At 45.4% G+C, this 23,848-nt stretch carries 20 protein-coding genes, 2 tRNA genes and 1 pseudogene; 6 read left to right on the top strand and 17 right to left on the bottom strand.

The window, feature by feature from the left end; all coding sequences use genetic code 11:
* Nucleotides 1–10: 10 nt before the first annotated feature.
* Nucleotides 11–937, top strand: coding sequence for an amino acid ABC transporter permease (locus tag AB4484_RS01540; RefSeq protein WP_372076123.1), 927 nt, complete (start codon nucleotides 11–13; stop codon nucleotides 935–937).
* A gap of 192 nt (nucleotides 938–1,129) precedes the next feature.
* Nucleotides 1,130–2,074: an ADP-ribosylglycohydrolase family protein gene (locus AB4484_RS01545; protein WP_372076125.1), complete on the top strand. Its 945-nt coding sequence runs from the start codon at nucleotides 1,130–1,132 to the stop codon at nucleotides 2,072–2,074.
* A gap of 60 nt (nucleotides 2,075–2,134) precedes the next feature.
* On the opposite strand, the gene AB4484_RS01550 is transcribed toward AB4484_RS01545, so the two are convergent.
* Nucleotides 2,135–3,025, bottom strand: a complete 891-nt coding sequence (locus AB4484_RS01550) for a LysR family transcriptional regulator (protein ID WP_372076126.1) — start codon at nucleotides 3,023–3,025, stop codon at nucleotides 2,135–2,137.
* Nucleotides 3,026–3,127: 102 nt separating this feature from the next.
* On the opposite strand from AB4484_RS01550, the gene AB4484_RS01555 reads away from it, so the two are divergent.
* The gene (locus AB4484_RS01555) at nucleotides 3,128–3,739 is read left to right on the top strand and encodes a LysE family translocator (RefSeq protein ID WP_061038166.1); all 612 of its coding nucleotides are present in this window, start codon (nucleotides 3,128–3,130) and stop codon (nucleotides 3,737–3,739) included.
* A 68-nt stretch (nucleotides 3,740–3,807) separates the two neighbouring features.
* On the opposite strand, the gene AB4484_RS01560 is transcribed toward AB4484_RS01555, so the two are convergent.
* The 6 genes from AB4484_RS01560 to AB4484_RS01585 all read right to left on the bottom strand — a co-directional run bounded on the left by AB4484_RS01560 (nucleotide 3,808) and on the right by AB4484_RS01585 (nucleotide 9,209).
* A complete protein-coding gene (locus tag AB4484_RS01560) occupies nucleotides 3,808–4,995 on the bottom strand; it encodes a DUF1501 domain-containing protein (protein WP_372076127.1) in 1,188 nt (395 codons plus the stop codon).
* 8 nt (nucleotides 4,996–5,003) lie between these two features.
* Nucleotides 5,004–6,365 carry a DUF1800 family protein gene (locus AB4484_RS01565; protein WP_372076129.1) on the bottom strand — a complete coding sequence of 454 codons (1,362 nt, stop codon included), beginning with the start codon at nucleotides 6,363–6,365 and terminating at the stop codon, nucleotides 5,004–5,006.
* Nucleotides 6,366–6,505: 140 nt separating this feature from the next.
* A complete protein-coding gene (locus AB4484_RS01570; RefSeq protein WP_372076131.1) occupies nucleotides 6,506–6,958 on the bottom strand; it encodes a GNAT family N-acetyltransferase in 453 nt (150 codons plus the stop codon).
* A 46-nt stretch (nucleotides 6,959–7,004) separates the two neighbouring features.
* Nucleotides 7,005–7,427 (bottom strand): N-acetyltransferase, encoded by a 423-nt coding sequence (locus AB4484_RS01575; protein WP_372076133.1) that lies wholly within the window; start codon nucleotides 7,425–7,427, stop codon nucleotides 7,005–7,007.
* A gap of 99 nt (nucleotides 7,428–7,526) precedes the next feature.
* The gene (locus AB4484_RS01580; protein WP_004731484.1) at nucleotides 7,527–7,865 is read right to left on the bottom strand and encodes a zinc ribbon domain-containing protein YjdM; all 339 of its coding nucleotides are present in this window, start codon (nucleotides 7,863–7,865) and stop codon (nucleotides 7,527–7,529) included.
* A 180-nt stretch (nucleotides 7,866–8,045) separates the two neighbouring features.
* On the bottom strand, nucleotides 8,046–9,209 hold the full coding sequence (locus AB4484_RS01585) for a threonine/serine exporter family protein (RefSeq protein WP_004731486.1): 1,164 nt from the start codon (nucleotides 9,207–9,209) through the stop codon (nucleotides 8,046–8,048).
* A 525-nt stretch (nucleotides 9,210–9,734) separates the two neighbouring features.
* Here AB4484_RS01585 and AB4484_RS01590 point away from each other — a divergent pair.
* The 3 genes from AB4484_RS01590 to AB4484_RS01600 all read left to right on the top strand — a co-directional run bounded on the left by AB4484_RS01590 (nucleotide 9,735) and on the right by AB4484_RS01600 (nucleotide 10,487).
* Nucleotides 9,735–9,809 (top strand) — tRNA-Gly (locus AB4484_RS01590).
* 38 nt (nucleotides 9,810–9,847) lie between these two features.
* Nucleotides 9,848–9,922: transfer RNA gene (locus AB4484_RS01595), tRNA-Gly, on the top strand.
* A 307-nt stretch (nucleotides 9,923–10,229) separates the two neighbouring features.
* Complete coding sequence (locus AB4484_RS01600) at nucleotides 10,230–10,487, top strand: hypothetical protein (RefSeq protein ID WP_050634283.1); 258 nt, start codon at nucleotides 10,230–10,232, stop codon at nucleotides 10,485–10,487.
* Nucleotides 10,488–10,648: 161 nt separating this feature from the next.
* On the opposite strand, the gene AB4484_RS01605 is transcribed toward AB4484_RS01600, so the two are convergent.
* From AB4484_RS01605 to AB4484_RS01650, 10 genes and pseudogenes are all read right to left on the bottom strand, one after another.
* A complete protein-coding gene (locus tag AB4484_RS01605; protein WP_017091500.1) occupies nucleotides 10,649–11,134 on the bottom strand; it encodes a hypothetical protein in 486 nt (161 codons plus the stop codon).
* A gap of 112 nt (nucleotides 11,135–11,246) precedes the next feature.
* On the bottom strand, nucleotides 11,247–11,831 hold the full coding sequence (locus AB4484_RS01610; RefSeq protein WP_050644223.1) for a cupredoxin family protein: 585 nt from the start codon (nucleotides 11,829–11,831) through the stop codon (nucleotides 11,247–11,249).
* Nucleotides 11,832–11,938: 107 nt separating this feature from the next.
* Nucleotides 11,939–15,082, bottom strand: a complete 3,144-nt coding sequence (locus AB4484_RS01615) for an efflux RND transporter permease subunit (RefSeq protein WP_372076136.1) — start codon at nucleotides 15,080–15,082, stop codon at nucleotides 11,939–11,941.
* Nucleotides 15,079–16,788, bottom strand: a complete 1,710-nt coding sequence (locus tag AB4484_RS01620) for an efflux RND transporter periplasmic adaptor subunit (protein WP_372076138.1) — start codon at nucleotides 16,786–16,788, stop codon at nucleotides 15,079–15,081. Before AB4484_RS01620 ends, AB4484_RS01615 begins: the two co-directional genes overlap by 4 nt.
* 10 nt (nucleotides 16,789–16,798) lie before the next feature.
* The gene (locus tag AB4484_RS01625; RefSeq protein WP_372076178.1) at nucleotides 16,799–18,226 is read right to left on the bottom strand and encodes a TolC family protein; all 1,428 of its coding nucleotides are present in this window, start codon (nucleotides 18,224–18,226) and stop codon (nucleotides 16,799–16,801) included.
* Between the two features lie 99 nt (nucleotides 18,227–18,325).
* The gene (locus tag AB4484_RS01630; protein WP_050651738.1) at nucleotides 18,326–18,895 is read right to left on the bottom strand and encodes a hypothetical protein; all 570 of its coding nucleotides are present in this window, start codon (nucleotides 18,893–18,895) and stop codon (nucleotides 18,326–18,328) included.
* Between the two features lie 283 nt (nucleotides 18,896–19,178).
* On the bottom strand, nucleotides 19,179–20,339 hold the full coding sequence (gene fadA / locus AB4484_RS01635; protein WP_372076140.1) for an acetyl-CoA C-acyltransferase FadA: 1,161 nt from the start codon (nucleotides 20,337–20,339) through the stop codon (nucleotides 19,179–19,181).
* 15 nt (nucleotides 20,340–20,354) lie between these two features.
* Nucleotides 20,355–21,902, bottom strand: coding sequence for a 3-hydroxyacyl-CoA dehydrogenase NAD-binding domain-containing protein (locus tag AB4484_RS01640; protein WP_372076180.1), 1,548 nt, complete (start codon nucleotides 21,900–21,902; stop codon nucleotides 20,355–20,357).
* Nucleotides 21,903–21,950: 48 nt separating this feature from the next.
* Nucleotides 21,951–22,482 (bottom strand): annotated as a pseudogene (locus tag AB4484_RS01645) (enoyl-CoA hydratase-related protein); the annotation flags it as partial.
* Nucleotides 22,483–22,491: 9 nt separating this feature from the next.
* Nucleotides 22,492–23,799: an acetyl-CoA hydrolase/transferase family protein gene (locus tag AB4484_RS01650; protein ID WP_050634292.1), complete on the bottom strand. Its 1,308-nt coding sequence runs from the start codon at nucleotides 23,797–23,799 to the stop codon at nucleotides 22,492–22,494.
* Between the last annotated feature and the right edge of the window lie 49 nt (nucleotides 23,800–23,848).

Genomic DNA, 23,848 nt, shown 5'->3' on the forward strand with positions numbered 1-23,848 from the left:
CAGGAATGACGTGAGTAGTACTAGCGCATTAACAACACCTAAGCCCAACGTTCATATGAAGCCTTGGTATCAACGCCTTAACCTTTTAGATGGCGTGTTATTCGCTGTCATTTGTGTGTTTGCAGGCTGGCTTTATTATCGTTCTGCTGTTGGTATTAACTACCAGTGGCGCTGGGAAGATGCGTTTACCCTGATTTTCATTCCACCTTCTCAAGGTAATATTCCTTACTTTTTCCAAGGCTTGATCGCAACGTTACGCTTGAGTGTTTGGAGCATGGTGTTAGCTCTCTCTTTTGGCACATTACTTGGCGTTGCAAGGCACTCTAAAATTGCTTTCTTTCGTACGCCTGCACTGATTTTTATCCAGCTGGTTCGAAATATTCCACCACTGGTTTTTGTCTTCATATTCTATTTTTTCGTTTCTAACCAACTGATTCCATTACTTGGTTTAGAAAGTATCTTGCGTGAACACAATGGCGAGATTAACGCTGTTCAAGCCTTTCTGTTTGGTCCTGCTAACCTTTGGGAAAACTTGGCGTCTGGTGTTATCTGCATTGGTTTGCTCTCTTCGGCTTACATCGCAGAAGTGATTCGAGCTGGCTTAGAAAGTATTCCTAAAGGGCAATGGGAAGCGGCCGATTCACTCGGCTTATCGGCGTTGTCTAAGTATCGATTTGTGGTTGGCCCGCAAGTATTAACGGCCATCACACCGCCATTGGCTGGCCAAGCAATCTCTTTGGTTAAAGACACGTCGATTGTGTCTCTGATTTCGATCCAAGAGATGACTTTCGTTGGTACTGAAATGGCAAACTCTTCAGGTTTGATCTTCGAGATCTGGCTGATTGTAGGCTTCGTATATTTTGCTTTATGCTTTGTGCTTTCACGCCTGTTCAAAGTAATTGAGCAACGTTCTAGTGCTTACCTTAACCATCAGTAACGTCATTAATCAGAAGTACCGACTCGCCCAACTATTCATCACCCTTACCCATTTCACCTGATTGGTTTAAGTTATTGACCAATCAGGATTTATTCCTTCATATTTCTTCTTAGAAACACAGCAAAATACTCGTCTAATCACTATACTTAACCTATCGAACTACGTTGATTCATCTCAAGGACATTGCTCAACATGGACAATCATAAAGAAAGAGCTTTTTACGCCGTTGTCGGCGCATTGGTTGGAGACGCCGCTTCAATGGGGTTGCACTGGCTGTATGACCAAGAGAGGATCTTACACGTAGCGGGTTTTGAGCCAGAATTTCGCTCTCCGAATCAGTTCGATTATCAAGACAAGGGCTACTTTGCTCACCAAGGAAAAACCGCAGGTGAACAATCGCAATATGGTGCTCAGCTATTGGCGATGGTCGATAGCTTAGTCGACAACCAACAATACGACGAAGCGAGCTACATCAAACACTTCCGCTTCTGGTTTGATTTTGGTGGTAGTTGGAAAGGCTACATTGATAAAGCGACTCGTATGAGCTTGTTGAACATCCATCAATTAGAATTGGCAAACGCCCCAATTACAGCGTGTGGCGCGGATGATACTCAATTGCCAGCTGTTTCAAAAATCATCCCATTGGTCGCATGTACTTACACCTCTCACACCTTACCAGCGATGGTAGAGAGCGCGGTACGAGTGACCAACAACAACGACAAAGCCGTGGAATGGGCGCAAGCCATCACCCTACTGATTCAAGCGGCAATTCAAGGCAACTCGCCACTGCAATCGGTAGAAATGGTGCGACAAACTTGTAGCAAGTTCATACACGATCAAATCGACGAAGCACTGGCTGATCCTGAGCTTTCGATTACAGATGCCGCGAAGAAGTTTGGATTGCATTGCGAATTGAGCGCTGCGTTCCCCTTGCTGATTCGCATCATTGCTGGCGCTCAGAGCTTTAAACAAGGTATTCGTGACAACATCTTATGTGGTGGTGACAGCTGCGGTCGTGCGATTGTAATTGGCGCGGTATTAGCGGCGTGTTTCTACGAAGAAGATGGCGGAATTCCAACCGAATGGCTAAAACAAGTCAAACTCAATGGCGGTGTGCTGTCTTTGCCTATTGAGTGATTCCCACAATAACGAACTAAAGTCTGACATAAGACAAGCACACTTCTAGGTCAGAGACTGTCATTCCTCTAAGGTTGGAACACACTGCGATAACTCATTCTTTAGCCAAACCACAAACGGGCTTTCTGGCTGATCGCGCTTGTCATCTTGTGTGAGCAATATGTACTGATGGCCGGAAGGCACAAAGCCAAACGGTGCGATTAAGTTGCCTCTATTCAAATCATCAACCACCAATGGATAAGAACCTAGAGCCGCTCCTAGCCCATCAACGGCCGCTTGAAAGCAGAAATAGAAGTGTGCAAAGGTCTGGTTTGATATAGCTTGCGGCACCATTCCGCTATCAAACTCACTATCTTTGGTGATGGATACCCAGTGGCTCCAAGCGTTTGGTCGCGTGGCGCTGTGCAGTAATTTCACATCGGCTAGCTTGTCTTTGACCTGTTGCCAATAATCAGGCGAGAACACCGGGCCAACCCATTCTTCGACTAACGGAATCTGTTTGTAATGCTCGGTTACGTTGAAGTCGTCTCGGCGAATGGCCATATCTAATCCAGTTGCGCCTAATGTCACAGGTCCACCTGCGGTAGACAATCGAACATCAATTCCGGATTCGTTATAGAAATCACCGAGTCGAGGCATTAACCAACGCATGGTCAATGTGGGTTCGCATGAAACTTCCAACGCTTGATGATTCAGCTGATTAAGCTTATGGACTCCAGTTTCCAAGGCTTGGAACGCTTGCTCTGTGTAACCTTTGAGTAATTCCCCTTCTTTGGTGAGACACACATTCCTGCCCTGTTTATAGAACAAAACTTGGGATAAGTGATTTTCCAATACCTTGATCTGCTTACTCACTGCTCCATGTGTGATATTGAGTTTATCCGCCGCTTCACTGTAACTGCTCGAATGCGCTGCTATGTGGAAAATATGAAATGCTTTCAAATGTCTCATTTGTGATTTTTTCTCACAGATAGGTGGAATTCATTTCGATTATAGGCAGCAATAAAAAACCATACAATGCTGGCTCATCAAATATAAAGAGTTGGAGTCATTATGGAGTGGTTAAGCCTAGCAGTATTGGGACTATTGATTGTTATTAGTCCAGGAGCTGATTTCGTTTTAGTTTTGAAAAACAGTGTCAATCAAGGAAGACAAGCAGGGATTTGGACTGCAATAGGTGTGAGTTTAGCCATTTGTGTTCACATCAGTTACTCAATGCTTGGGATCAGTTACTTAATCTCACAGAATGAGCAGCTGTTTGATATGATCAGATACGCAGGCGCAGCCTACCTTATTTATCTAGGGCTAAAAGGTATCTTGAGTGCGGACAACAAGCTTGCACCTATGGAAGATGCAAAGCAAAGCACCAGTGTTTGGCGCTATTTAGCCCAAGGCTTTTTATGTAACGTGCTCAACCCAAAAACCATGTTGTTCTTCTTGAGCATCTTCAGCCAAGTCATCTCACCTGATGCAGAAAACCAGCATGTCGCACTCGGCTATGGACTTTACATGATCGTTCTTCACGGCTTATGGTTTGGCGTTGTCGCTATGCTGTTTACGTCAAATACATTGCAAAAGCACCTATTGAGAGCAAAGAAAAGGCTTAATCAAGCGTGTGGATTTGGTTTAGTGACGTTCGGAGCACTGTTGGCAATTAAATCGTAAACAAGCGAGTCAGAAATAGAATGCGATTCAATCGACTGAATCGCATCTAACTGGATCTTGGTAAACCTCTAGACAAGATTCATCGGTCTAATATCGGCACTATCAGGGAAGATAGTGTTGAGTTGTTTCACTTCTACCGATAAATGTTGGTTGAGCACGCCCTTGATAACCGAGCGCATATCAGTCGTTGGATTAAGGTCTCGACCCTCATATAACTGGCTTTGGCTCAAGCCCGGCCAATTAGCGATAACCTTACCACCCGCTCCTTTCAACGATGGCAGCGCACCGCCCGCAACAAACATGACGTTGCCGGTGCCATGATCGGTGCCTTTAGTGCCGTTTTCTTTTGCTGTTCGACCAAATTCACTGGCCGCGATGATCACTGTCTTCTGCCAACGACCACCTAGTGAAGCCTTGAGAGCCGCTAACCCAACATCCAAAGTTTTAAGTTGATTACTCAACCGTCCATTTACGCTGCCTTGATTGGCGTGAGTGTCCCATCCACCGAGTTCTAACGCTGCGATGTTTGGTCCGTTATCAGCCGATAAGATATCGCCTGTTTTGCCCATCAGTGATTTAAACTGTTTGCCGACACCTTGGCCTCCCACCAATTGATCTATCTTCATGACACTTTCAAAGTTTGAAGACAGCATTTGATCACTTTGAAACAGCTCTTCCAGCAGTTCTGTTTGTTTATCGCGTGTTTTTAAGCGGTTTGGGTACCAACTTGCCACGGTCGATTCGCCCTGCATGATGAGCGGTAAGCCCGAATCAATCGCTATTCCATCGTATTTTTCTGAGCTCAACGTGAGTAAACGGTTAATCCATCCTACGGTGTTAAACGGGTCGGAAGTGCCGTTCTCTAATATCTTCTGTCCATCAAAATGTGAACGTTCACGATAAGCGGTTGAACAAGCGTGAACAAAGCTGAGTTCGTTACTTTCATACCATTGATGGCACTGCTTTAGGGATGGATGAAGCCCAAAGAAATCATCCAACTTCAGTAGCTGTTCTGGTTTCAATCCGATGTTGGGTCTCAAATTAGAGTAATCAGGATCGGCATGCGGCACTACAACATTTAAACCATCCATCGCGCCACGCAGTGATACCCAAATGAAGATATTGTCTGAAGCTGTTTTTGCAAAGCTTGGAAATGGCACCATCGCACTGACGCCAACAGCCGCCGCAATGCCCATAAACTGACGGCGGTTAATACTATGTGGCGCTTTATTCTGAGAACAATCTGGCTTTTTCATACCCACTCCTAACGATATTGAAACTGCGGGCTTAGCCACAACAGGGAAAGTTGCATTGCAGCGCTGTCGGCTTTGTTCAATACAATTTGGGTGTGTTCATCAATAGCATCGCCATATAAACCCGCGCTCACTTTATCCACTACCGCTTTCGGTTTAACTCCCGACGCTTTAGCCGATTTTATTGCAACAGACGCAAGCCTATTCGCAACTTGCATACGTTGAGTCAACGCCGAAGGGCTATTGTAGTCTCTGTCTTGATCCGACCAGCCTGCTGGTGAACCCGGTTTAAAAGGAGGCTGCCCTAAATTGTTGAGTGCATTGAATGCCTGTTTCTCGTTTAAAGAAATATCGGCACTACGAAGGACGGCAAACAGCCACTCCCTCGGCGGTCTAAAACGATTGGGGTTAGGTTTACTCGCCTCAGCGCTGTTCAATAACAAGCGATAAATAGGCAGTAAATTCCCCTCTCCTTTCAGATATTCAGCAACCATTTGATCTGAGAGTTCTTTAGGCGTGTCGCCAATGAAATGCTGGCATAGCTTACCAACCAAATGCGTAGCAGTGTCTTTGTGGATCGCTAATGTTTGTAGACACGACTCTCCTTGCGAGACGCCGGATTGAGAATAAGCCTTTCCAAGCAGTGTGATACTTCCTGGCTCATGCAGGTTATTAGCAAATCGAAAGCCAGCATCAGGAGATTTGAATTTAATGCCCCAGCCTGAAATTGCTTTTGCTAAAGCAATAACATCTTGCTGAGTGTAAGAACCATCAACGCCAAGAGTGTGGAGTTCTAAGATCTCACGAGCGAGGTTCTCATTGAGGCCCTTATTACGGCGCTTTCCGACTTTTGAATTGGGACCAATCGAGAGTTGATTGTCGAGATAAAGCAGCATCGCAGGATGTTTAGAAGTAGCCATCAGCATCTCGCCAAAGCTACCATTCCAATGCTGACGAACCACATCGTTTTCTATACTTGCCGCTAAGGGCATCAGTTTTCGATTATCGACCGAGATAGCAAAGTGATTGCTCCAAAACTGAATGATGCGCTCTTGAAAACCATAAGGCGTTTTAACACTTTGTAGGTGGCGAGCTTGAGCTTGTTGTCGATACTGCGTTCGAAAAAAAGACTGCGCTTCTTTCTTCATAGCTTGCATCTGTTGTTCGTCACCCTTGGCCTTCATTCGTTGTACACGATTCTCTCCTACTTTAATCAGAGTAGATTCGGTACTCGGTAAGTCTTGTATAGCTTGGTGAACGAATGGCTTTTTATCCAACTGTTCTACAGGAGAATAATAGGTTGTTTGACCTAATCTAGGCCCAAAACCAAACCTTTGTTCACCCACGATTTTTGAAGTCGGGTAATAATTCATTGCACACTCCCTTACGCTCGATCTTTTCTAAGTGTAATCGCTTAGTCATCAAGCATAGGGAGCTTTACAAGGTTTTACGTTAGATGGGTGTCAGGTGCCTATCAAGTTACAGACACGGTGTGATCATTTTGAATGAATGTCTATTTACGCCACATATAGACAAACTGCTCGTTCTGAGAGGTGATTTCAAAGCCAAATCTCAGATACAACTGCCCAACTCGATTACCTTGCAGGTAACAAAGTTCGATGCGTTTATTGAGGCTGTCAGCCTTAGTTAAGCAATCTTTCAGTACTTGGCTGCCAATGCCCTTTCCATGATACTCAGGCAGTAAGAAGAATCGACAAAAATAAAAGTGCTCGCCTTTGTCTTGTAACAACACACTGCCAATCGCTTTACCTTGATATTCAATGATTTCAGGTCGTTCTTCTGCCCACTCTTCAGCGTGTATATCTCGTTGAACCTGCTCATCCCAGCCAAATACGGCTTTGATTGGTTCAAACTCAGCGGCTTTCTTAAGCTCAAACAGAAATTCATAATCTGATGACTGAGAAGGTCTTGTTGAATACGAAAGAGCAGCTTTAACCATGTCCATATAATGTTGATTCCTGTTACTTTTCTACCGGGTTTAGTTATCAAGCCTAAGATAAGTGCATGGTGTATTCTTGATGTTCTGTGTGCTCATCAGTTTGTTCGCTCACAATAGAGAAACCTTGAGACAAATAGAACTCAATGGTCGCTTGGTTCTCTTTATACACATTCAAAGACAGATTCGGGCATTCAAGCTTCGCGTGTTGGATAAGTTGCTTACCAACACCACAACCTTGATGCTGCGGGCTCACAAAGATCGCAGCTAAAATCCCTTCATAAAGCGAATAAAAGCCACGAACCTCACCGTCTATTTTATACACGTAAGTTGTTGATGCTGGGATGTATATATCGCGCATATTACCCACTTGCGACTCCCAGAACTCAGGAGCCACAAAATCATGCGCCTTGATCGAGGCGGTTAACCAAATATCTATAACGGTTTCAATATCGGCTGGACGGTATTCTCTGATCATCTTAATTCTCTGAAATTATTGCGGTTCAATATGCGAATCAGTATGCCGAGAAGCGACTTAAACTTATTGAAGATTTACGACAATTGTTTGAAACAATGGTTACTGCTTCTTAACGTACTTCGCTGTAACCAGCATTTCACCGCCACCATCCAGCTTGCAATCTAGTTGGTGATCTTTACCTTCGTTGATGCGTCGAATCACGGCTTTAGTGCCGATTTTCAATACGCTAGAACTTCCTTTAATTTTTAGATCTTTAATGAAGGTAACTTTATCTCCACTTTCCAATACAACGCCATTCACGTCCTTAACACGCGCGGCTTCTCTTTCTAAACGCTCTTCTTCTGGGTTCCATTCGTAGGCACACTCAGGGCAGATTAGGTTGTTTTGGTCTGGGTAGACATATTCAGATTGGCATTGCGGACAAGGAGGTAAAGACATACGTTAATACTTCATTTAAATAGAATTTGTTCCATTTTAATGGCTCTTGTCAGGCTTAGCGAGCATAAATCTAACAAGTTTTACAGAGAACTAATTGTCTTTAAAAAAAGAGCCGTTCCTAAAACGAACAAACACAGCCGCTAAGCTGTGTTTGTTTAAAAACTTGAGAAGCGGAAAGGTTTAACGTTCGACTTTTGGTGAGTAAATCGAATAAGCGGTGATTTGCCCTGCCACGATTGCAGAGAACATGAATAGCGCCGACAAACCGATGCTCGGGATAGGCAGAATCGATTGTTCAAACACCGACTGGCTGGCACTCACCAATACTCGGCTACCCGGAACCAAGATGATGATCCCTTGCACGATATAAATAGAGCCCGTGAGCTCCATCTTTTTAGCAATCCAAGTTCCGTACAAAGTAATAAGAACCGTCGTAACCCAAGTACCGACAACCCAGCCACTATCAAAACCTAGATAGAACGGGCCCCACATACCGAGAACGGCAACTGGCAAACCAAGTAAGATGTCTTTAGGGCGAGCATTGAACATTACACCGATAGACACAGAGATCAGCACCAAGCCAGATATGTGCATCCACATCGGTACCGCATTGGTATAGTCGATGGAAACCGCTTGTCCCCATATCGCTTCACCGATATTAAGCCCCATGATAATCCCGACAAACAGCTTAATCAGCGTTAAGGCACTCTGCCCTAGCAAGCTAGTACCAGAGACTAGATCATTAAACGCCAAACATTCTAGTGCGTTGGCTATGGATAACCCGGGGACAAACAAGACAATCGAGGCGATACACAACGCCCACACCGGAATCGGCAACCCTGTACTCGCCAGAAACGCCACAAAGATACCCGTTAACAGTGCCGAGATGAATTCAACCGCGATAGCGCGACGTGAATGAAGAACTTGCTGACATACCCAAACCATCAAACCCAATAACGCAGAAAAGCCCACCGCTTCCAACGTACTGCCCACCAGCATCAAATAAGCAGGCGGAATACCCATATTGGCAAGTGCCGTCACGAATTTAGAGTAACCGACAGGTTCTGGTACAGGCTCACTGCTTGGCTGGTTAATACGAATGATCGTATTGGCCAACAAACTCAGGTTAATTGACGCAGGCTTTAGACGCTTAAGAATCACGGCGTTGTTATCGTCTGGAAATTGATAGTTAATCGCAGTTGGCGTAGCTTGGATCATCACATCAACACCATGCTTTTTTGCATAGAATTGAGTGTATTTCTCTAGCTTGTAAGGGGCACAGCCACTGCGGTGAAGAGTGTCACCAATTTCAACAATTTTGTTAATTCGGAACTGAGAAGGCATGGGTATTTTAGGGGAGACAAAATGTGCGGCAAATGTACCAAACGATAGACGGAATGACGAGACTTTTGCGTGAATTATCAACTGAACTCGTTACTTTTTTCTGCAAAGGCTTAGAAGTACCTATAACTCTACTCATTTGGGATTAGTTTACTGAATGTTTTGACCGGCTGATAAGTTAAATTTATGCATTCAGATTGTTATTAACGGACGCCAAAACACAAATAAAAATCAGTTTATGTTAACACTCCAAATTCCTTAATTTTCATAAGATTTATGACAACCAAGCACCACTGAAACAGGTTTATAAATTAAGGTCGGTTTATCGCAAAAAGCAGCATGACATTTACTAATATTTCTCGCCCTCCTTTTAACGAGATTTTAGTCACATTTTATTCACTCTGAAAACGCCAAACATGATGGAAAAACTAGCGGAGTGGTGGTTATGCGAGCACTTAGAATAAAAATGAAAGAAAAAGGTTTCGTTTTCAGTTAGATGTGGCATTATCAAACTCGTTAAGACGATGTGCGTGCATCGTATAATGGCTATTACCTCAGCCTTCCAAGCTGATGATGCGGGTTCGATTCCCGCTGCACGCTCCAAGTCTCTTAATGCCTCAGTCTTACTCATAAGACAGTGTGCGTGCATCGTATAATGGCTATTACCTCAGCCTTCCAAGCTGATGATGCGGGTTCGATTCCCGCTGCACGCTCCAACTTCTCCTTATGCTCCATGACGCACTTTCTTCCAGCGATACACTATTCAAAAATTTTTGCTGTTTGCTAAGTCCACAGTCATTAAACCTATACTGATTAAACTTATTTTGTTTAAGTTTAGATTGACCAACCAAAGCTATTAACTCCTTAAATCGCTTCGTATTTCTGACACCTATCCAAATCACACATTGCAGTTCAACTTTTAATGATTTTCAAAATTGTTCCAATTTAATAATCTTGGTCAATATCTGCAAAAATCATTGTGGTAATGTGCGCGCATTAGCAACAACCCATAAATAATAAAAAATGTTTAAAAGCAATGAGTTAACAATTAACATCGAAGCAATTAATGTCGCGCTAGCAAAAGTTGAAAATGCCAATAAAATTCAGCTAGATACATTGAAAGGTTATGTGAACAGCGAGCCTGAACAGGCTGTACTGGCTTTTCGATCGCTGAATGAAGCAGAATCAATCGACGACAAGCTTAAGAAGATCATGTCAGAGCTACCGCATCTGAGCGGCGAAGCACACCACCTGCTTGAAACTTCTATCTTACTACAGTGATTCTAACTACAGATAAGCCTCAGCCAATACAAGTTAGTTCATGTATTCCTGAACAGGTTGAGACTTATCTTTAACTGGTCATAATGTTTAACCAATGACTTAGCGGTCACACAAAGCTGTGCTGATAGGTTGAAATGAATTGGTGATGTTAGGCCCTCGCATTACTCCCAGAAGTTCCACCACTTTTTGCTGTTTTCTTCACGCTGCTGTTGGCCTTTCTCTGACCCTTTTCCTTCTTCTTTACGCTCTTGTTCCGCTTTCTTGTCTTTCTGCTTTTCTAATCCCGACTTTTCTTCGTCATTATCTATATCATCTTCAAGCTTTTCTTTCTTATCTTTGAGCTTCTCTTTACTCTCTTCGAGGGCTTCTTTCTCGTCTTCCAAATCGTCGAGTTCTTTATCTAGTTTCTGCTTATCTTTTTTGTTCTTACTTTTTTTCGCTTTCTTATTTTTCTCTTCGATCATTGAATCAAGCTGCTTCTCACGATCATCAATTTCGCCTTCAACTTTTTTAGCCTCAGCGAGCGTTTTCACTTCTTCTAAATCGGGCTTACCTTTACCAGCCCACTCAGGTTTAGCAGCAATGCTGTGGGTCGACCACGTTATTAAAGCTCCCGTTACTGCAAGTACTAGAACTGTCTTATTCATCCTTAAACTCCTATTCCTATAGTCTTTTAAAGCTAATACCTAAATAGCACTAAAACAAGGTAGCCATACCTAGCACTCATCCCTTTGAACTAGTTATGGCTTGTGTATCACCTTATAGCGTTAACGACTTCACCATACCCGCTTCAGCGTGACCAGGAATATTGCACGCGAACTCTACGTTATTATCACCATGGAAATGCCACAGCAATTGCTTCGCTTTACCCGGCTTAACTGTAACTGTGCTACCCGAGTCATGGGCGTGATTACCCATGTTTTTCATCATTTCACGGTGCTCTAACTGCTCTGAAGCAGAACCAATCGAGAATTCGTGATCAATCTTGCCTGTGTTCATCACAACAAACTGCACCACGTCGTTCGGCTCAATATCAACCTTGTTCTTAAATGTGATTTTCATATCGTCACTTAGCAGAACATGAACCACTTTATCCGGCTTTGCGCCTGTCGCAGGCATACCCACCTCGGACATGCCTTCCATATTCATCATCGAATGGTCCATCTTTCCATCCTTCATCATGCTGTGATCCATTTTTGAATGATCCATCTCTCCACTCTTCATCATCGAGTGATCCATGTTTGAATGGTCGATACTTGAATGATCAACAGTTGAATGGTCCATTTCAGCAAAAGCCGTTGCAGTAGTTAACGTCAGTGCAATCGCAATAAGTGTCTTTTTCATGATCGTTCCTTAGATTAATTCAGTTATTTATTTGTTAGTTTCACATGTTCATGTGATACGCCCGTACTCACTCTGTTTTTGGTCAGTAAGGGCTAATAATCAATACGTTATTTGTTTGTCTCGTTTTGGCTATCCGTAATCTCACGCTGTTTCCAGAGCTTAAAGATTGCAGGCAACACCAGTAGCGTAAGCAATAGTGCAGAAGCCATTCCGCCTATCATCGGCGCTGCAATTCGCTGCATCACTTCAGAGCCCGTTCCCTCGCCATACATAATTGGAATGAGGCCAATAATCACCGTAAGTACCGTCATCATCACTGGGCGAACACGCAGTCCTGCGCCCTCACGAATCGCATCCGTTAAGTCTTCACTCTGAAGTGCTTGCTGGTTCTGCTCCGCATCCCATTTCTTGTAGTGCCATGCTTGGTTTAGGTAGACCAACATGATCACACCTATCTCAACAGCAACCCCGGCAAGGGCGATAAAGCCCACACCCACCGCAATGGAGAAGTTGTAATTGAGGACATGCATCAGCCATAGGCCACCAACCATCGCGAGTGGCAATGTCAGCATGATCATCATCACCTCACCGACACGGCGGAAGCTGAGGTAGAGCAACAACATGATGATGGCGATTGTGATTGGCACAACGACACTCAAACGCTCCTTCGCACGCTCCATGTATTCGTATTGACCAGACCACGCCAGTGAATAACCCGCAGGTAAGACGATTTGATCTGTAACGACTTTTTGCGCCTCTGCCACATAAGAACCAAGGTCGCGACCTTCGATGTCAACGAACACCCAACCATTAGGACGCGCGTTCTCGGTCTTAATCATTGGTGGCCCATCTTCATAGCGAATATCTGCAACATCAGACAAAGCAATTCGCGCTCCATTTGGTGTCACTAACGGCAGGTTCTGCAGCTTAACGACAGAATCACGATAGCTTTGTGGGTAACGGACATTGATTGGGTAACGTTCTAGCCCCTCAACGGTTTCGCCCACGTTCATGCCACCAACCGCAGTCGAGATAACCTGTTGCACTTCTTTAATGCTCAAGCCATATCGCGCAGCCGAGCGACGTTTAATGTCTATCGTCACATAACGACCGCCCGCAACACGCTCGGCGTAGACAGAAGCCGTACCACTCACGCTGTTGAGGATGGGTTCAAGTTGCGACCCAATATCTTCAATCACGCTCAGCTCTGGGCCAGCGATTTTGATACCGATTGGAGTTTTGATACCGGTCGCTAACATGTCGATACGAGTTTTGATTGGCATAACCCACGCATTGGTTAAACCTGGGAACTGAATCAGATCATCAAACTCTTTACGCAGAGACTCAGTAGTGACACCGTCACGCCACTCATCTCGCGGTTTAAGCTGAATCACGGTTTCAATCATGGTTAACGGTGCAGGATCGGTTGCTGTTTCTGCTCGACCAATTTTGCCCCACGTGGTTTCGACTTCTGGAATGGTTTTGATGAGCTTGTTGGTTTGTTGCAACAACTCACGCGCCTTACCTATTGAGATGCCCGGATAGGTGGTTGGCATGTACATCAAATCCCCTTCGTCCAAAGGAGGGATGAACTCACTACCAAGCTTACTGGTTGGGTAATAAGCAGACGCCATTAAGCCAAGTGCGATAACAATCATCACCTTTGGATATTTTAGGCTGAGGTTCAGAAGCGGTTTGTACATCGCCACTAGGCTGCGGTTGACTGGGTTTTTATGTTCAGGTAGCACGTTACCGCGAATGAAATAACCCATTAACACAGGCACCAGCGTGATAGCCAAACCCGCCGCTGCCGCCATCGCATACGTTTTGGTAAACGCAAGTGGCGAGAACATCTTGCCCTCTTGCCCTTCTAGCGCGAACACAGGCACAAAACTCAAGGTAATGATAATCAGAGAGAAGAACAGCGGTGCGCCGACTTCTTCTGCTGCCTTACCAATCACCTGCCAACGGTTTTTATCAGTGAGCGGAGTCCGTTCAATGTGTTTATGAACGTTCTCGATCATCACGATGGCACCATCCACCATGGCACCAATCGCAATCGCTATACCGCCAAGAGACATGATATTGGCGTTAATACCCTGCCAATGCATCACAATGAATGCACCCAAGATACCAACAGGCAGGCTTAGTGCGATAACCAGTGATGAGCGGATATGGAACAAGAACAGCGCGCACACCACGGCGACCACGATGAACTCTTCAGCCAGCTTCTTCCATAGGTTTTCAACGGCTGAATCAATCAAAGTAGAGCGGTCATAAGTCGCGACAATCTCGACACCATCAGGTAAGCCAGCTTGCAGTTCAGCGAGTTTGGATTTGACCGAGTCGATCACTTCACTGGCATTTTCACCAAAGCGCATCACAATAACGCCGCCAACCGCTTCTCCTTCACCATTAAGTTCAGAGATACCACGACGCATTTGTGGGCCAAGGTTAATGTCAGCAATGTCACCTAATAGCAACGGAGTACCTTTGTCGGTCACTTTTAGCGGCAAAGATTGAATATCTTCGATGCTTGTCAGGTAACCGGTGGTACGAACCATGTGCTCGGCTTCCGCAATCTCAACAACAGACGCTCCTGTTTCTTGATTACCATCTTGGATTGCCTTGTTGACTTGCTGAAGCGTCAGGTCATATGCACGTAACTTGGCCGGATCAATCTGTACTTGATACTGCTTCACCATGCCGCCAACGGTCGCCACCTCAGACACACCTTCTACGGTTTGCAATTCATACTTCAAGAACCAATCTTGCAAACTGCGAAGTTCCGCTAAGTCGTGCTGACCGGTTTTATCTTGCAACACGTAGCTGTAAACCCAGCCCACACCGGTTGCATCTGGCCCTAGTGTTGGCTTAGCACTCGAAGGCAAGTTAGGTGCAACTTGGCTTAGGTACTCCAGCACTCGTGAACGTGCCCAGTACATATCAGTATTGTCATTGAAGATGATATAGACATAGGAATCACCAAAAAACGAGTAACCACGAACCGTTTCAGCTCCCGGTACAGCTAACATGGCGGTGGTTAATGGATAAGTCACCTGATCCTCAACCACTTGTGGCGCTTGCCCCGGATAACTGGTTTTGATAATTACCTGAACATCTGATAAATCTGGAATGGCATCGACCGGTGTATTTTTAACGCTGTATAAACCGCCAAATACGATGGCTACAGTAGCAACCAGCACTAAGAAGCGGTTGCTAATAGACCAGCAAATGATTGCATTGATCATAGTTCGCCCTCACCCGCTTCTAAAGATTTGAGCACATAATCAGAACCCTGCTTCGCCACTAGAAACCGAATCGTTTGACCCTCGGCAAACTCAGATAAATCAAGGTCATCACTGGCTTGGAAATTCATTTCACCCGCTTTCCAATTCCACTCAGGGACTGGCTGATGTTTTACGGTGATCATGCCAAAATCTGCCATCAACATTGTAATGTCACCCGTTACCCAAACTTCGCCAGCCATCTTGTGTTTGTTGACCTTGTAATCCACAACCTCGTACTGCCCTGACTCTGTCTTTCTCATCTCAAAGTCAATTGCCTTACCACGTTGCACATCACTCATGTCCAAGCCTTCCGCAAAGGTGAAATTCATCACCATGCCCGGCCAATCCCATTCTGGAACAGGCTGATGGTTAATCGTCACCATACGGCTGCCTTGCATAACATCGGAAATTTCACCGTTCGCCCATACGGTTTCAGCTTCTTCTTCAACACCATTAATGCGTGACAGATCAGCTGATTGGCTCGATTCAGAATCCAACATGAAGTGCGCAGAAGTGACAATGTTCTCACCTTGCTCTAGCCCTTGAAGCACCTCTATTTTTTCGCCAGCTTCACGACCAACCTCAATACGAGCAGAGCGATACTTGCCAGAACCTTCTGACATCACCACTCGAGTCATACCACCGGAGTGAATCACCGAAGATCTTGGGATAGTAAGAACGGCTTCATCACTGATTGGTTTCAATGCAATATTGGCGAACATATTTGGCTTAAGCTCGCCATTTGGATTGGAGAACTTCAAACGAACGCGCAAGGTTCGAGTTTTTGGCTCAAGGATTGGGTAAACATAATCGACATTACCCAACCACTCTTTACCGGGAATGGCATCTAGCGTCATCACCGCATTGCTGCCTGACGAGATCCAATGCGCTTGGCGCTCAAACACCTCTGCATCAACCCATACTTCGCCTAATGGGCCAGCACTGATCACCGCTTGTGCAGGTGAAAGATAACCACCTTCTCGGATATTCAAACTTGCGATGACACCATCGGCTGGCGCTTTGACTTCAATGGTTTGTGAGGCTTTGCCTTTGCGCGTAATAGCGCGGATTTGCGTCTTATCAACACCCAAGGTAATTAAGCGTTCAGTCGAGCCTTTGATCAAACCTTTACGACCCGTTTTATAAGCACTGATCAACTCTTCTTGTGCTTTAACAAGCTCTGGAGAATAGAGTGTGAAAAGCACATCACCTTTGTTTACCTTCTCACCCACTGCGTTGATGTAGAGCTTCTCAACCCAACCAGCTGCTCTTACGTTGGTTTGCCACAATGTACTTTCATCGAACGCCACATAACCCACGGTTTCAATCCGAGGAGATAGCGTTTCGAACTTAACTTTCGCTGTTTTGACACCCAGATTATTTTCTACCGACGAATCAATGAACACGGTACCGGGCTCATCTTTAACACCACTTGAGTCATCCGCGTAAACAGGGATTAAATCCATCCCCATAGGTGACTGACCCGGCTTGTCTCGCTGATAATTTGGGTCCATCGGAGCCACCCAATACAAAGGTTCATCGCTGGCTTCTGTACTCGTTGCCATTGCTGACATGTCGTGTGCTGGATTAATCAGAAAATGGTTCACACCAAAACCCAATGCACCACCGACCAATAAAGCGATTGTTGCTACTTTTACTGAACTCATTATCTATCCCTTACTGATTCTCTGTGGTTACAAGCTGTGGTTGATTTACTTGGTATTCAAAGCCACTGACTAACGCCGCCAGTTTGCTGTTAACGATGTTGAGATCGGTGATCAAACGTTGTTGCTCTAACTTAAGCGCCAGCTCATCGGTCGTTGCTAAAATGACATCGTTAAACTGGGCGGTATTGTTTTGATAGCCCCTCTCAACCGCGCTGATTCGGGCTGCGGTTTGAGGAAGCAAGGACGTTTGATAGCGACCTAATCGCTGGATCAGATTTGATCTGTCCACCAGCAATGCATTCACTTGCGCGTTCATTTGGGAAAGTAAGGTGTCTTTTTGAGATTTAGCCGCACCAACTTGATACTGAGCAGCCGATAAGTTTTTATCTTGTCGGTTCCCTGTAAACAGCGGGATGTCGACTGTCAGATAAGCACTCACCAGATCAGAAGCAGGTTCACCTGCCATGTTATTGGCTTGACGGTGTGCATACATCACTTCCACCCCAAACTGCGGGGTATAAGCTTGCTCGGCTAACTCAACCTGAGTTTGATTGGAGGAAATACTGACATCGGAGATCTTAACCAAAGGATGGTCAGTCAGCAGCTGGTAGTGCTTGGTTGAATCGATATTGGTCGCTAATTTGCTTTCCAACAACGACCAATCGATTTGGTTAGTTGCATTCAGTGTGCCCTGAGAATCAAGAACCTGAGAGCCTAGCCAATCAGAACCCAACCATTCAGAAAGCTGAGAGATTAAACGGCGCTGAACTTGCTGGTTTGCCTGAAGTTTCTCATCAAGCTTGCTCACTTGAAGCTGAGCATTAAGCAGATCTTGCGCTTCACTTTTACCAATCGAGTAATTGGTTTGTACATAGTTTTCAAGCTCAACCAACAAGCGACGATTTTGACGAATCACCGACTCAGCTTTTTGTTGATAACCTAACTCAAGCCAAAGCTGCGTCATGCTATTCGCAACCGTCAATTCTCTTGCTTGCACCTGCAAAGCTAAAGCATCTGCCTGTTGGCCTGCCTTTTTCTGTTGGAGGTTAAGCGTATCGCCACGCTCAAACTGCTGCATCAACCCTACCGATATATTGGTCATCGGGTCTTCGTCGAATTGAAAGCTATCGACAGGCAAACCGCCAAATCCAACTTTTAATTTAGGATCCATTAAGGTCGAGCTGGCAATGCCCGTTTCTCGCATCGCTTGAGACTGAGCAAAGTACTGCTTGCGATTTCCATCTTCGCTTAACGCGATCTCAATCAGTGTATTGAGTTGCTGCGTCGAGCTTGCTTGGTCATGTGCTGAAATGTGTTGAGCATTTGAAGCTGACGCCGTGGTAGCCGCGAGCGTAGCACTTGAAAACAAGGCCATAGGCAAGGCAGCAGCAACCACTAAGCTCGTGTTCATGACAAACACAGAGGTTGTTGGTTTCATATTCACAATGAATGTCCATATCTAGCGCTAATTAGCGCATAAAAAAGAATGGCTTATCAGAATTATCTAACTGATATAGCTGTATTTTTAGATATAGATTTATGCGGAAGGTGGGCGTAGCAAAGATTGAGCGCGAGTCACTTTTTGACCGATAGTCACAGAGTGATGAAGTGCGAATGAAGAGGAAATTTGGTAGTTGGCTTGAAGCGCCTGAATTGTGTGTGATGCGGTAGAACAAACAGAATAGCAACAGATATGAGCAGAATCCGAACCGCCACAACAGTTGTTGCCCATCACATGCTCTCCGTGAGCATCCATTGATTCTTGATGTGAAGCCATCTTGTCATCAGCAGACAGCTCAACATAAATAGCGTGGTCATCATGGGCAGAGTGAGCTCCATGAACAGACTGGTCGCCATTCGGCGTGCTTGCGTGAACATGATCGCTCATGTCTGGATCGCTAACGGTCACATGGCAACCGGCAGCAAATTGATTTGCGGCATCAGGATCGCTCGGCGAATCGTTGTGCTGGCAGATAGACTTATTCGACATCATCTGCGTTGCCATGATATTAGCCATCATGGCTGAAGAGCTTGAGGCATAGCTAGACATCAACATCGCAATGATGCTGAAAACAATAATCCAAGTTTTTCGGAATGTGTTTGTCATAGCTTACCTTTGAATTTACACCGCAACTATAAACGTTACCCTTAGGGTAAGGTCAATGCCATTGTGCCGATATTTGCCTGACCGTTGAAAAAACATTCATTCATAACCATGGTTTGTCGATTATTTGAACTTAAGGCATGTGTGTCCTTCAATGATAGTTCTGAATAAACAAAAAGTGCAATTCACTAAAAAGCCTTCAACACAGGTTGAAGGCTTGAATCGTTACCCTAATTTATTGTCTTGGTCACCTAGATGACGAGCTCATCTCGAACCATTAAGTGACTCACTCCACTCTTTCGATAATCGTTGCAATACCTTGCCCCATACCAATACACATGGTTGCGAGTCCATATCGACCACCACGCTGTTCCATAATATTGATAAGGCTACCGACGATGCGAGCACCCGAACATCCTAAAGGATGACCCAGTGAAATCGCTCCACCATGCAGGTTCACTTTATCTTCACGCTGCTCCCATAAGCCTAAATCTTTTAAACACGGGATAGCTTGCGCTGCAAAGGCTTCATTCACTTCAGCAAAATCGATATCTGCGATCGTTAGATCAGTCTTGGCTAACGCTTTTTGGGTTGCCGGTACGGGCCCATAACCCATAAGCGCCGCTGGCACTCCCGCAGAGGCAGAAGAGATAACTTTAGCTCTTGGTTTAATGCCGAGCTCGATGGCTTTATCTTCACTCATCACCAGCAAACAAGATGCGCCGTCAGACAAGGCCGAAGACGTACCTGCCGTTACGGTTCCTCGCGGGTCAAACGCAGGGCGAAGCTTAGACAAAGATTCAGCGGTGGTTTCAGGACGAATCACCTCATCATGCTTAACCAAGATTGGCGCACCGCTTTCGTCATGACCCATGGTTGGGACAATCTCGTTATCAAAGCGACCTTCAAGTGTCGCTTCGTGCGCGAGTCGGTGCGAACGAGCGCCCAGTTCATCTTGCTCTTCACGCGACACGTTATGCAGTTGCCCAAGTGCTTCCGCCGTTAACCCCATCATCGCAGAAGCTTGTGCCATATTACGGTTGTATGGGTTTAGGTTGATGCCTTTTGTCATCGGGATATGACCCATATGCTCAACACCACCAACGAGGACAACATCAGCATCACCCGCTTTGATCGAGCGCGTTGCCATGTGCAAAGCATCCATCGACGATCCACACAAACGGTTCACCGTTGTTGCTGGTACTTCTTCAGACAGCCCAGCTTGCAGTGCTGCGACCTTCGCAAGGTTAACGCCCTGCTCTTCTGTTTGCTGCACACAGCCCCAGATCACATCATCAATCAGAGTGGATTCAACCTTTGGCTGACGCTTTAGCATCGCACTCATTAAGTGAGACGAAAGATCATCGGCTCGAACATGTCGAAATACACCATTTTTTGAACGCCCCATTGGAGTTCGAATCGCATCTACAATCACTACGTTTTTCATATTTCTTGCTCCAAGTTACGCGTAAAAATTACGGTTCAGTTCAACACGGTCACGAAGACCTTGAGGGATAGCATATAAAGAACCTAAGTCTTCATATTGTTGGGCAATCTCTAGCAACTTATCTAGACCCATGCTATCCATGTAGTAGAAGATTCCGCCACGGAATGCCGGGAATCCAGTGCCGTAGATAAACGCAATATCACCCTCGGCAGCTGAAGAAATAATGCCGTCATCTAAACAGCGAATCGCTTCATACATCATCGGTAACATCATTCTCATTGTGATGTCTTGAGGCTCCATTGAGATTGGTGCATCACAAAGGCTTTCAATAAGCGCAGTGGTTTCCAAATGGTTTTCTGGCTGTAAGCGACCTTTGCGATCCGCTTTGTACAGATAGAAACCTTCTTTTGTTTTTTGTCCTAAACGTCCTTTCGCCACAGATTCCGCGATCAGATTCGCTTCAGGCTTAGCTAAACGCGTTGGGAAGGCTTCGCTCATCACATCAATGCAGTGATCCGCGGTATCGAGTCCAATCACATCAAGCAGATGCGCTGGCCCCATTGGCCAACCAAACCCTTTGCTCATCACTTTGTCGATTTGAGCAATATCACCGCCCGCAACCAACAGTTGGTTGAAAGCCAAGAAGTAAGGCGTTAGGCAGCGATTGACCAAGAAGCCAGCACAGTCGTTCACCACGATAGGCGTCTTGTCAAGTGCCAGAACGTAGTTGACTGCGGTTGCAATGGTTTCCGCTGATGTTTGCTCACCTTTAATCACTTCAACCAACGGCATGCGGTGCACCGGGTTAAAAAAGTGAATGCCACAGAAATTCTCTGGGTTCTTTAATGAGTGTGCTAAGCCACTGATCATCAAAGTAGATGTGTTTGATGCAATCATTGCATTTGGCGCAACCTGTTCAAGCTCAGCTAGCACCTTTTCTTTTACGATTGGATTCTCAACGACCGCTTCTATCACCAAATCACAGCTGTCTAACGCTGCATTGTGCAAAGTCGGCACGATACGATTGAGCACTTCACCCATCGCCTCTGGGCTCTTACGACCGCGAGTCACTTGCTTTGAAAGCAGTTGATTGGCTTCATTTAGCCCTAACGCTAAGCCCTGTTTGTTGATGTCTTTGAGTACCACATCCAGCTTTTTATCCGCGGTAACATAAGCGATACCACCGCCCATAATACCCGCGCCGACCACACCCACTTCTTCGGTTTTCTTGCCGCCTTTAGCGTGTTTCTTTGCGGTCGCTTTTACTGCCATGTCGCTCAGGAAAACATTCACCAAAGCGTCTGCTACACCACTTGCGACACATTTGATGATTCCCGCTTGCTCAAGCTTTAAGGCTTCATCGCGAGAACAACGAGCGCTTTTAGAAATCGTGTTCAGAATAATGCCCGGTGCCGGATAATGCGGGCCAGCTGCTTTCGCAACCATGCCTTTAGCCACATTAATCGACATCGCCAGTTCCGCGTCATTCAGAGTCAGGGGCGCTTGTTTTTCTGCATAACGTTGCTGCCAATCAAAGTCACCAGAGATGCACGACTCAAGCATGGTTAACGCGCTTTCGATTGGGTTTGTCTTACTCGCATCGATCACACCATCAACAACGTGATGGTCTAGCGCTTGCTGCGCCTTAAAGGTTTTACCCGTTGTTAGCCATTGCAGTGCCGTATCGACACCTGTGATGCGCGGTAATCGAGTCACCCCACCCCATGCTGGCATAATGCCAAGCTTAACTTCAGGCAAGCTCATTTTTAGATCGGTCGTTGCAAGACGATAATCCGCAAGCAGCGACACCATTAACGATCGCAACTTTAGGAAGGTTGAGATCTTCAATTCGGTTATAAATGGAGTGCGCCCATGATAAGTAATCGGTAATGGCCGCATCACCGTCACTAAACAGAGAGCGAAAGGCTTTTACATCCGCACCCGCGCTAAATAACGCTTTGCCTGAACGGATGATCAGACCGGCAGCATCACTGTTTTCAAGTTGTTCGACACAGCTTTCAAGTTCAATTAATGCCGACTTAGTGAGTGTGTTAACCGAATCAGATTCTGCGTTGAAAACCAATTCAACGATACGATTAGAATCTTCGATAAATGCGAGTTGAAAAAATTGTCCTGTAAACATAATTACCTCCTACTTCACTAAGCCATGTTGTTTTGCTTCAGCCAGTAACGACTCACGAAAATCTGGGTGCGCGATATTCGCTAACGCATGAACGCGTTCAGAGACCGTCATACCACGCAGGTTTACTGAGCCGTATTCCGTCGCCACGATATGTACATCGTTACGAGGTGTGGTAATCGGCGTGCCCACTGGCAATGACAAACGAATATTCGACTCTAAGCCGTCTTTGCCTTCACGCGTTGCTGCCAAGGCTAAGATGCTGACGCCGTTTTTCGCCATGTTCGCTGCTCGTACAAAATCTAACTGACCACCAGAGCCTGAAATCTGGCTAAAACCCGCCCCTTCAGATGCCACTTGACCCACAAGGTCGATCATCAAACACGTATTAATGGAGACAAAATTATTGTTCTTAGCGACTTCATACGGGTTAACGACTTCGCTCATTGAGCCCATCTCTATGTCTGGGTTGTTGTGCAGAAAGTCCATGACCTCTTGCGGGCCTGCCGCGAATGCCGCGACGATCTTGTTTGGCATGTGATTCTTTTTAGTACCAGACACCGCACCGGCTTTACACATCTCCATGAGAGATTCCGTAAACATCTCTGTATGAACACCTAGATCTTTACGGTCTCGAAGCGCCATACCCATCGCATTTGAGATGGTTCCAATACCAATTTGCACCGTCATTCCATCTTTAATGTATGGGCTAACATGTTTTGCAATTTCGGTCTCTAGCTCTGAAGGCTGGCCAGCTTTAGGTGACGCGATACTATGATGGCCTTCGACTAATGCGTCCGCACAATCGACATGAACGATGTTGTCTTCATTACCGATAAAAGGTTGCTGTTCATTAACAACAAAAATTACTTTAGAGGCATGTTTCAGTGCCACCTTCGTTGCTACGCCGCCACACGCGCCTAAGCTCACAAAACCGTCTGCATTCGGTGGTGTCACTTCAACGACAACTGTATTCGGCTGCAGTTTTTCAAAAATATTTTCGAAATTAGAGAAATGAAAGTTCGTCACTTCTACGTTGCCTGTGCTTTGCAGCTTTCTTTCAATTGGCCCCATGAAGAGACTGATATGCTTGAAGTTATCTCGATATTGAGGCTTCAAAAATTCGAAGGGAGTCGTCATCAAACCTGTGTAGATTTCACAATCACTGAATAGGTCGAGGTGTTTATCCAACTCCTTTAGAAAAACAACTGGAATGGACAGTAAGCCACCTGCCCAGATTTTGTCACCTGATGCGAGTTTGCCTACCGCAGACTCTAACGAGAGTAGTTTTTCGCTATGGATCTCTTGCCAATTATTCATTATGTAGTTCTCATTATACTTTGCATAACAGGCTAAATTTTGAATATTA

The organism is Vibrio sp. 10N.261.46.A3 (assembly GCF_041472995.1).
In the GTDB taxonomy this organism is placed as follows: domain Bacteria; phylum Pseudomonadota; class Gammaproteobacteria; order Enterobacterales; family Vibrionaceae; genus Vibrio; species Vibrio coralliirubri.

Bases quoted from the DNA above. Each gene is read 5' to 3' on its own strand.
- AB4484_RS01615 (WP_372076136.1), bottom strand. From the start codon at position 15,082: ATGATCAATGCAATCATTTGCTGGTCTATTAGCAACCGCTTCTTAGTG.
- AB4484_RS01610 (WP_050644223.1), bottom strand. From the start codon at position 11,831: ATGAAAAAGACACTTATTGCGATTGCACTGACGTTAACTACTGCAACG.
- AB4484_RS01605 (WP_017091500.1), bottom strand. From the start codon at position 11,134: ATGAATAAGACAGTTCTAGTACTTGCAGTAACGGGAGCTTTAATAACG.
- AB4484_RS01580 (WP_004731484.1), bottom strand. From the start codon at position 7,865: ATGTCTTTACCTCCTTGTCCGCAATGCCAATCTGAATATGTCTACCCA.
- AB4484_RS01585 (WP_004731486.1), bottom strand. From the start codon at position 9,209: ATGCCTTCTCAGTTCCGAATTAACAAAATTGTTGAAATTGGTGACACT.
- AB4484_RS01560 (WP_372076127.1), bottom strand. From the start codon at position 4,995: ATGAAAAAGCCAGATTGTTCTCAGAATAAAGCGCCACATAGTATTAAC.
- AB4484_RS01640 (WP_372076180.1), bottom strand. From the start codon at position 21,902: ATGCTTGAGTCGTGCATCTCTGGTGACTTTGATTGGCAGCAACGTTAT.
- AB4484_RS01620 (WP_372076138.1), bottom strand. From the start codon at position 16,788: ATGAGTTCAGTAAAAGTAGCAACAATCGCTTTATTGGTCGGTGGTGCA.
- AB4484_RS01575 (WP_372076133.1), bottom strand. From the start codon at position 7,427: ATGATCAGAGAATACCGTCCAGCCGATATTGAAACCGTTATAGATATT.
- AB4484_RS01600 (WP_050634283.1), top strand. From the start codon at position 10,230: ATGTTTAAAAGCAATGAGTTAACAATTAACATCGAAGCAATTAATGTC.
- fadA (WP_372076140.1), bottom strand. From the start codon at position 20,339: ATGAAAAACGTAGTGATTGTAGATGCGATTCGAACTCCAATGGGGCGT.
- AB4484_RS01550 (WP_372076126.1), bottom strand. From the start codon at position 3,025: ATGAGACATTTGAAAGCATTTCATATTTTCCACATAGCAGCGCATTCG.
- AB4484_RS01545 (WP_372076125.1), top strand. From the start codon at position 1,130: ATGGACAATCATAAAGAAAGAGCTTTTTACGCCGTTGTCGGCGCATTG.
- AB4484_RS01650 (WP_050634292.1), bottom strand. From the start codon at position 23,799: ATGAATAATTGGCAAGAGATCCATAGCGAAAAACTACTCTCGTTAGAG.
- AB4484_RS01630 (WP_050651738.1), bottom strand. From the start codon at position 18,895: ATGACAAACACATTCCGAAAAACTTGGATTATTGTTTTCAGCATCATT.
- AB4484_RS01625 (WP_372076178.1), bottom strand. From the start codon at position 18,226: ATGAAACCAACAACCTCTGTGTTTGTCATGAACACGAGCTTAGTGGTT.
- AB4484_RS01570 (WP_372076131.1), bottom strand. From the start codon at position 6,958: ATGGACATGGTTAAAGCTGCTCTTTCGTATTCAACAAGACCTTCTCAG.
- AB4484_RS01555 (WP_061038166.1), top strand. From the start codon at position 3,128: ATGGAGTGGTTAAGCCTAGCAGTATTGGGACTATTGATTGTTATTAGT.
- AB4484_RS01565 (WP_372076129.1), bottom strand. From the start codon at position 6,365: ATGAATTATTACCCGACTTCAAAAATCGTGGGTGAACAAAGGTTTGGT.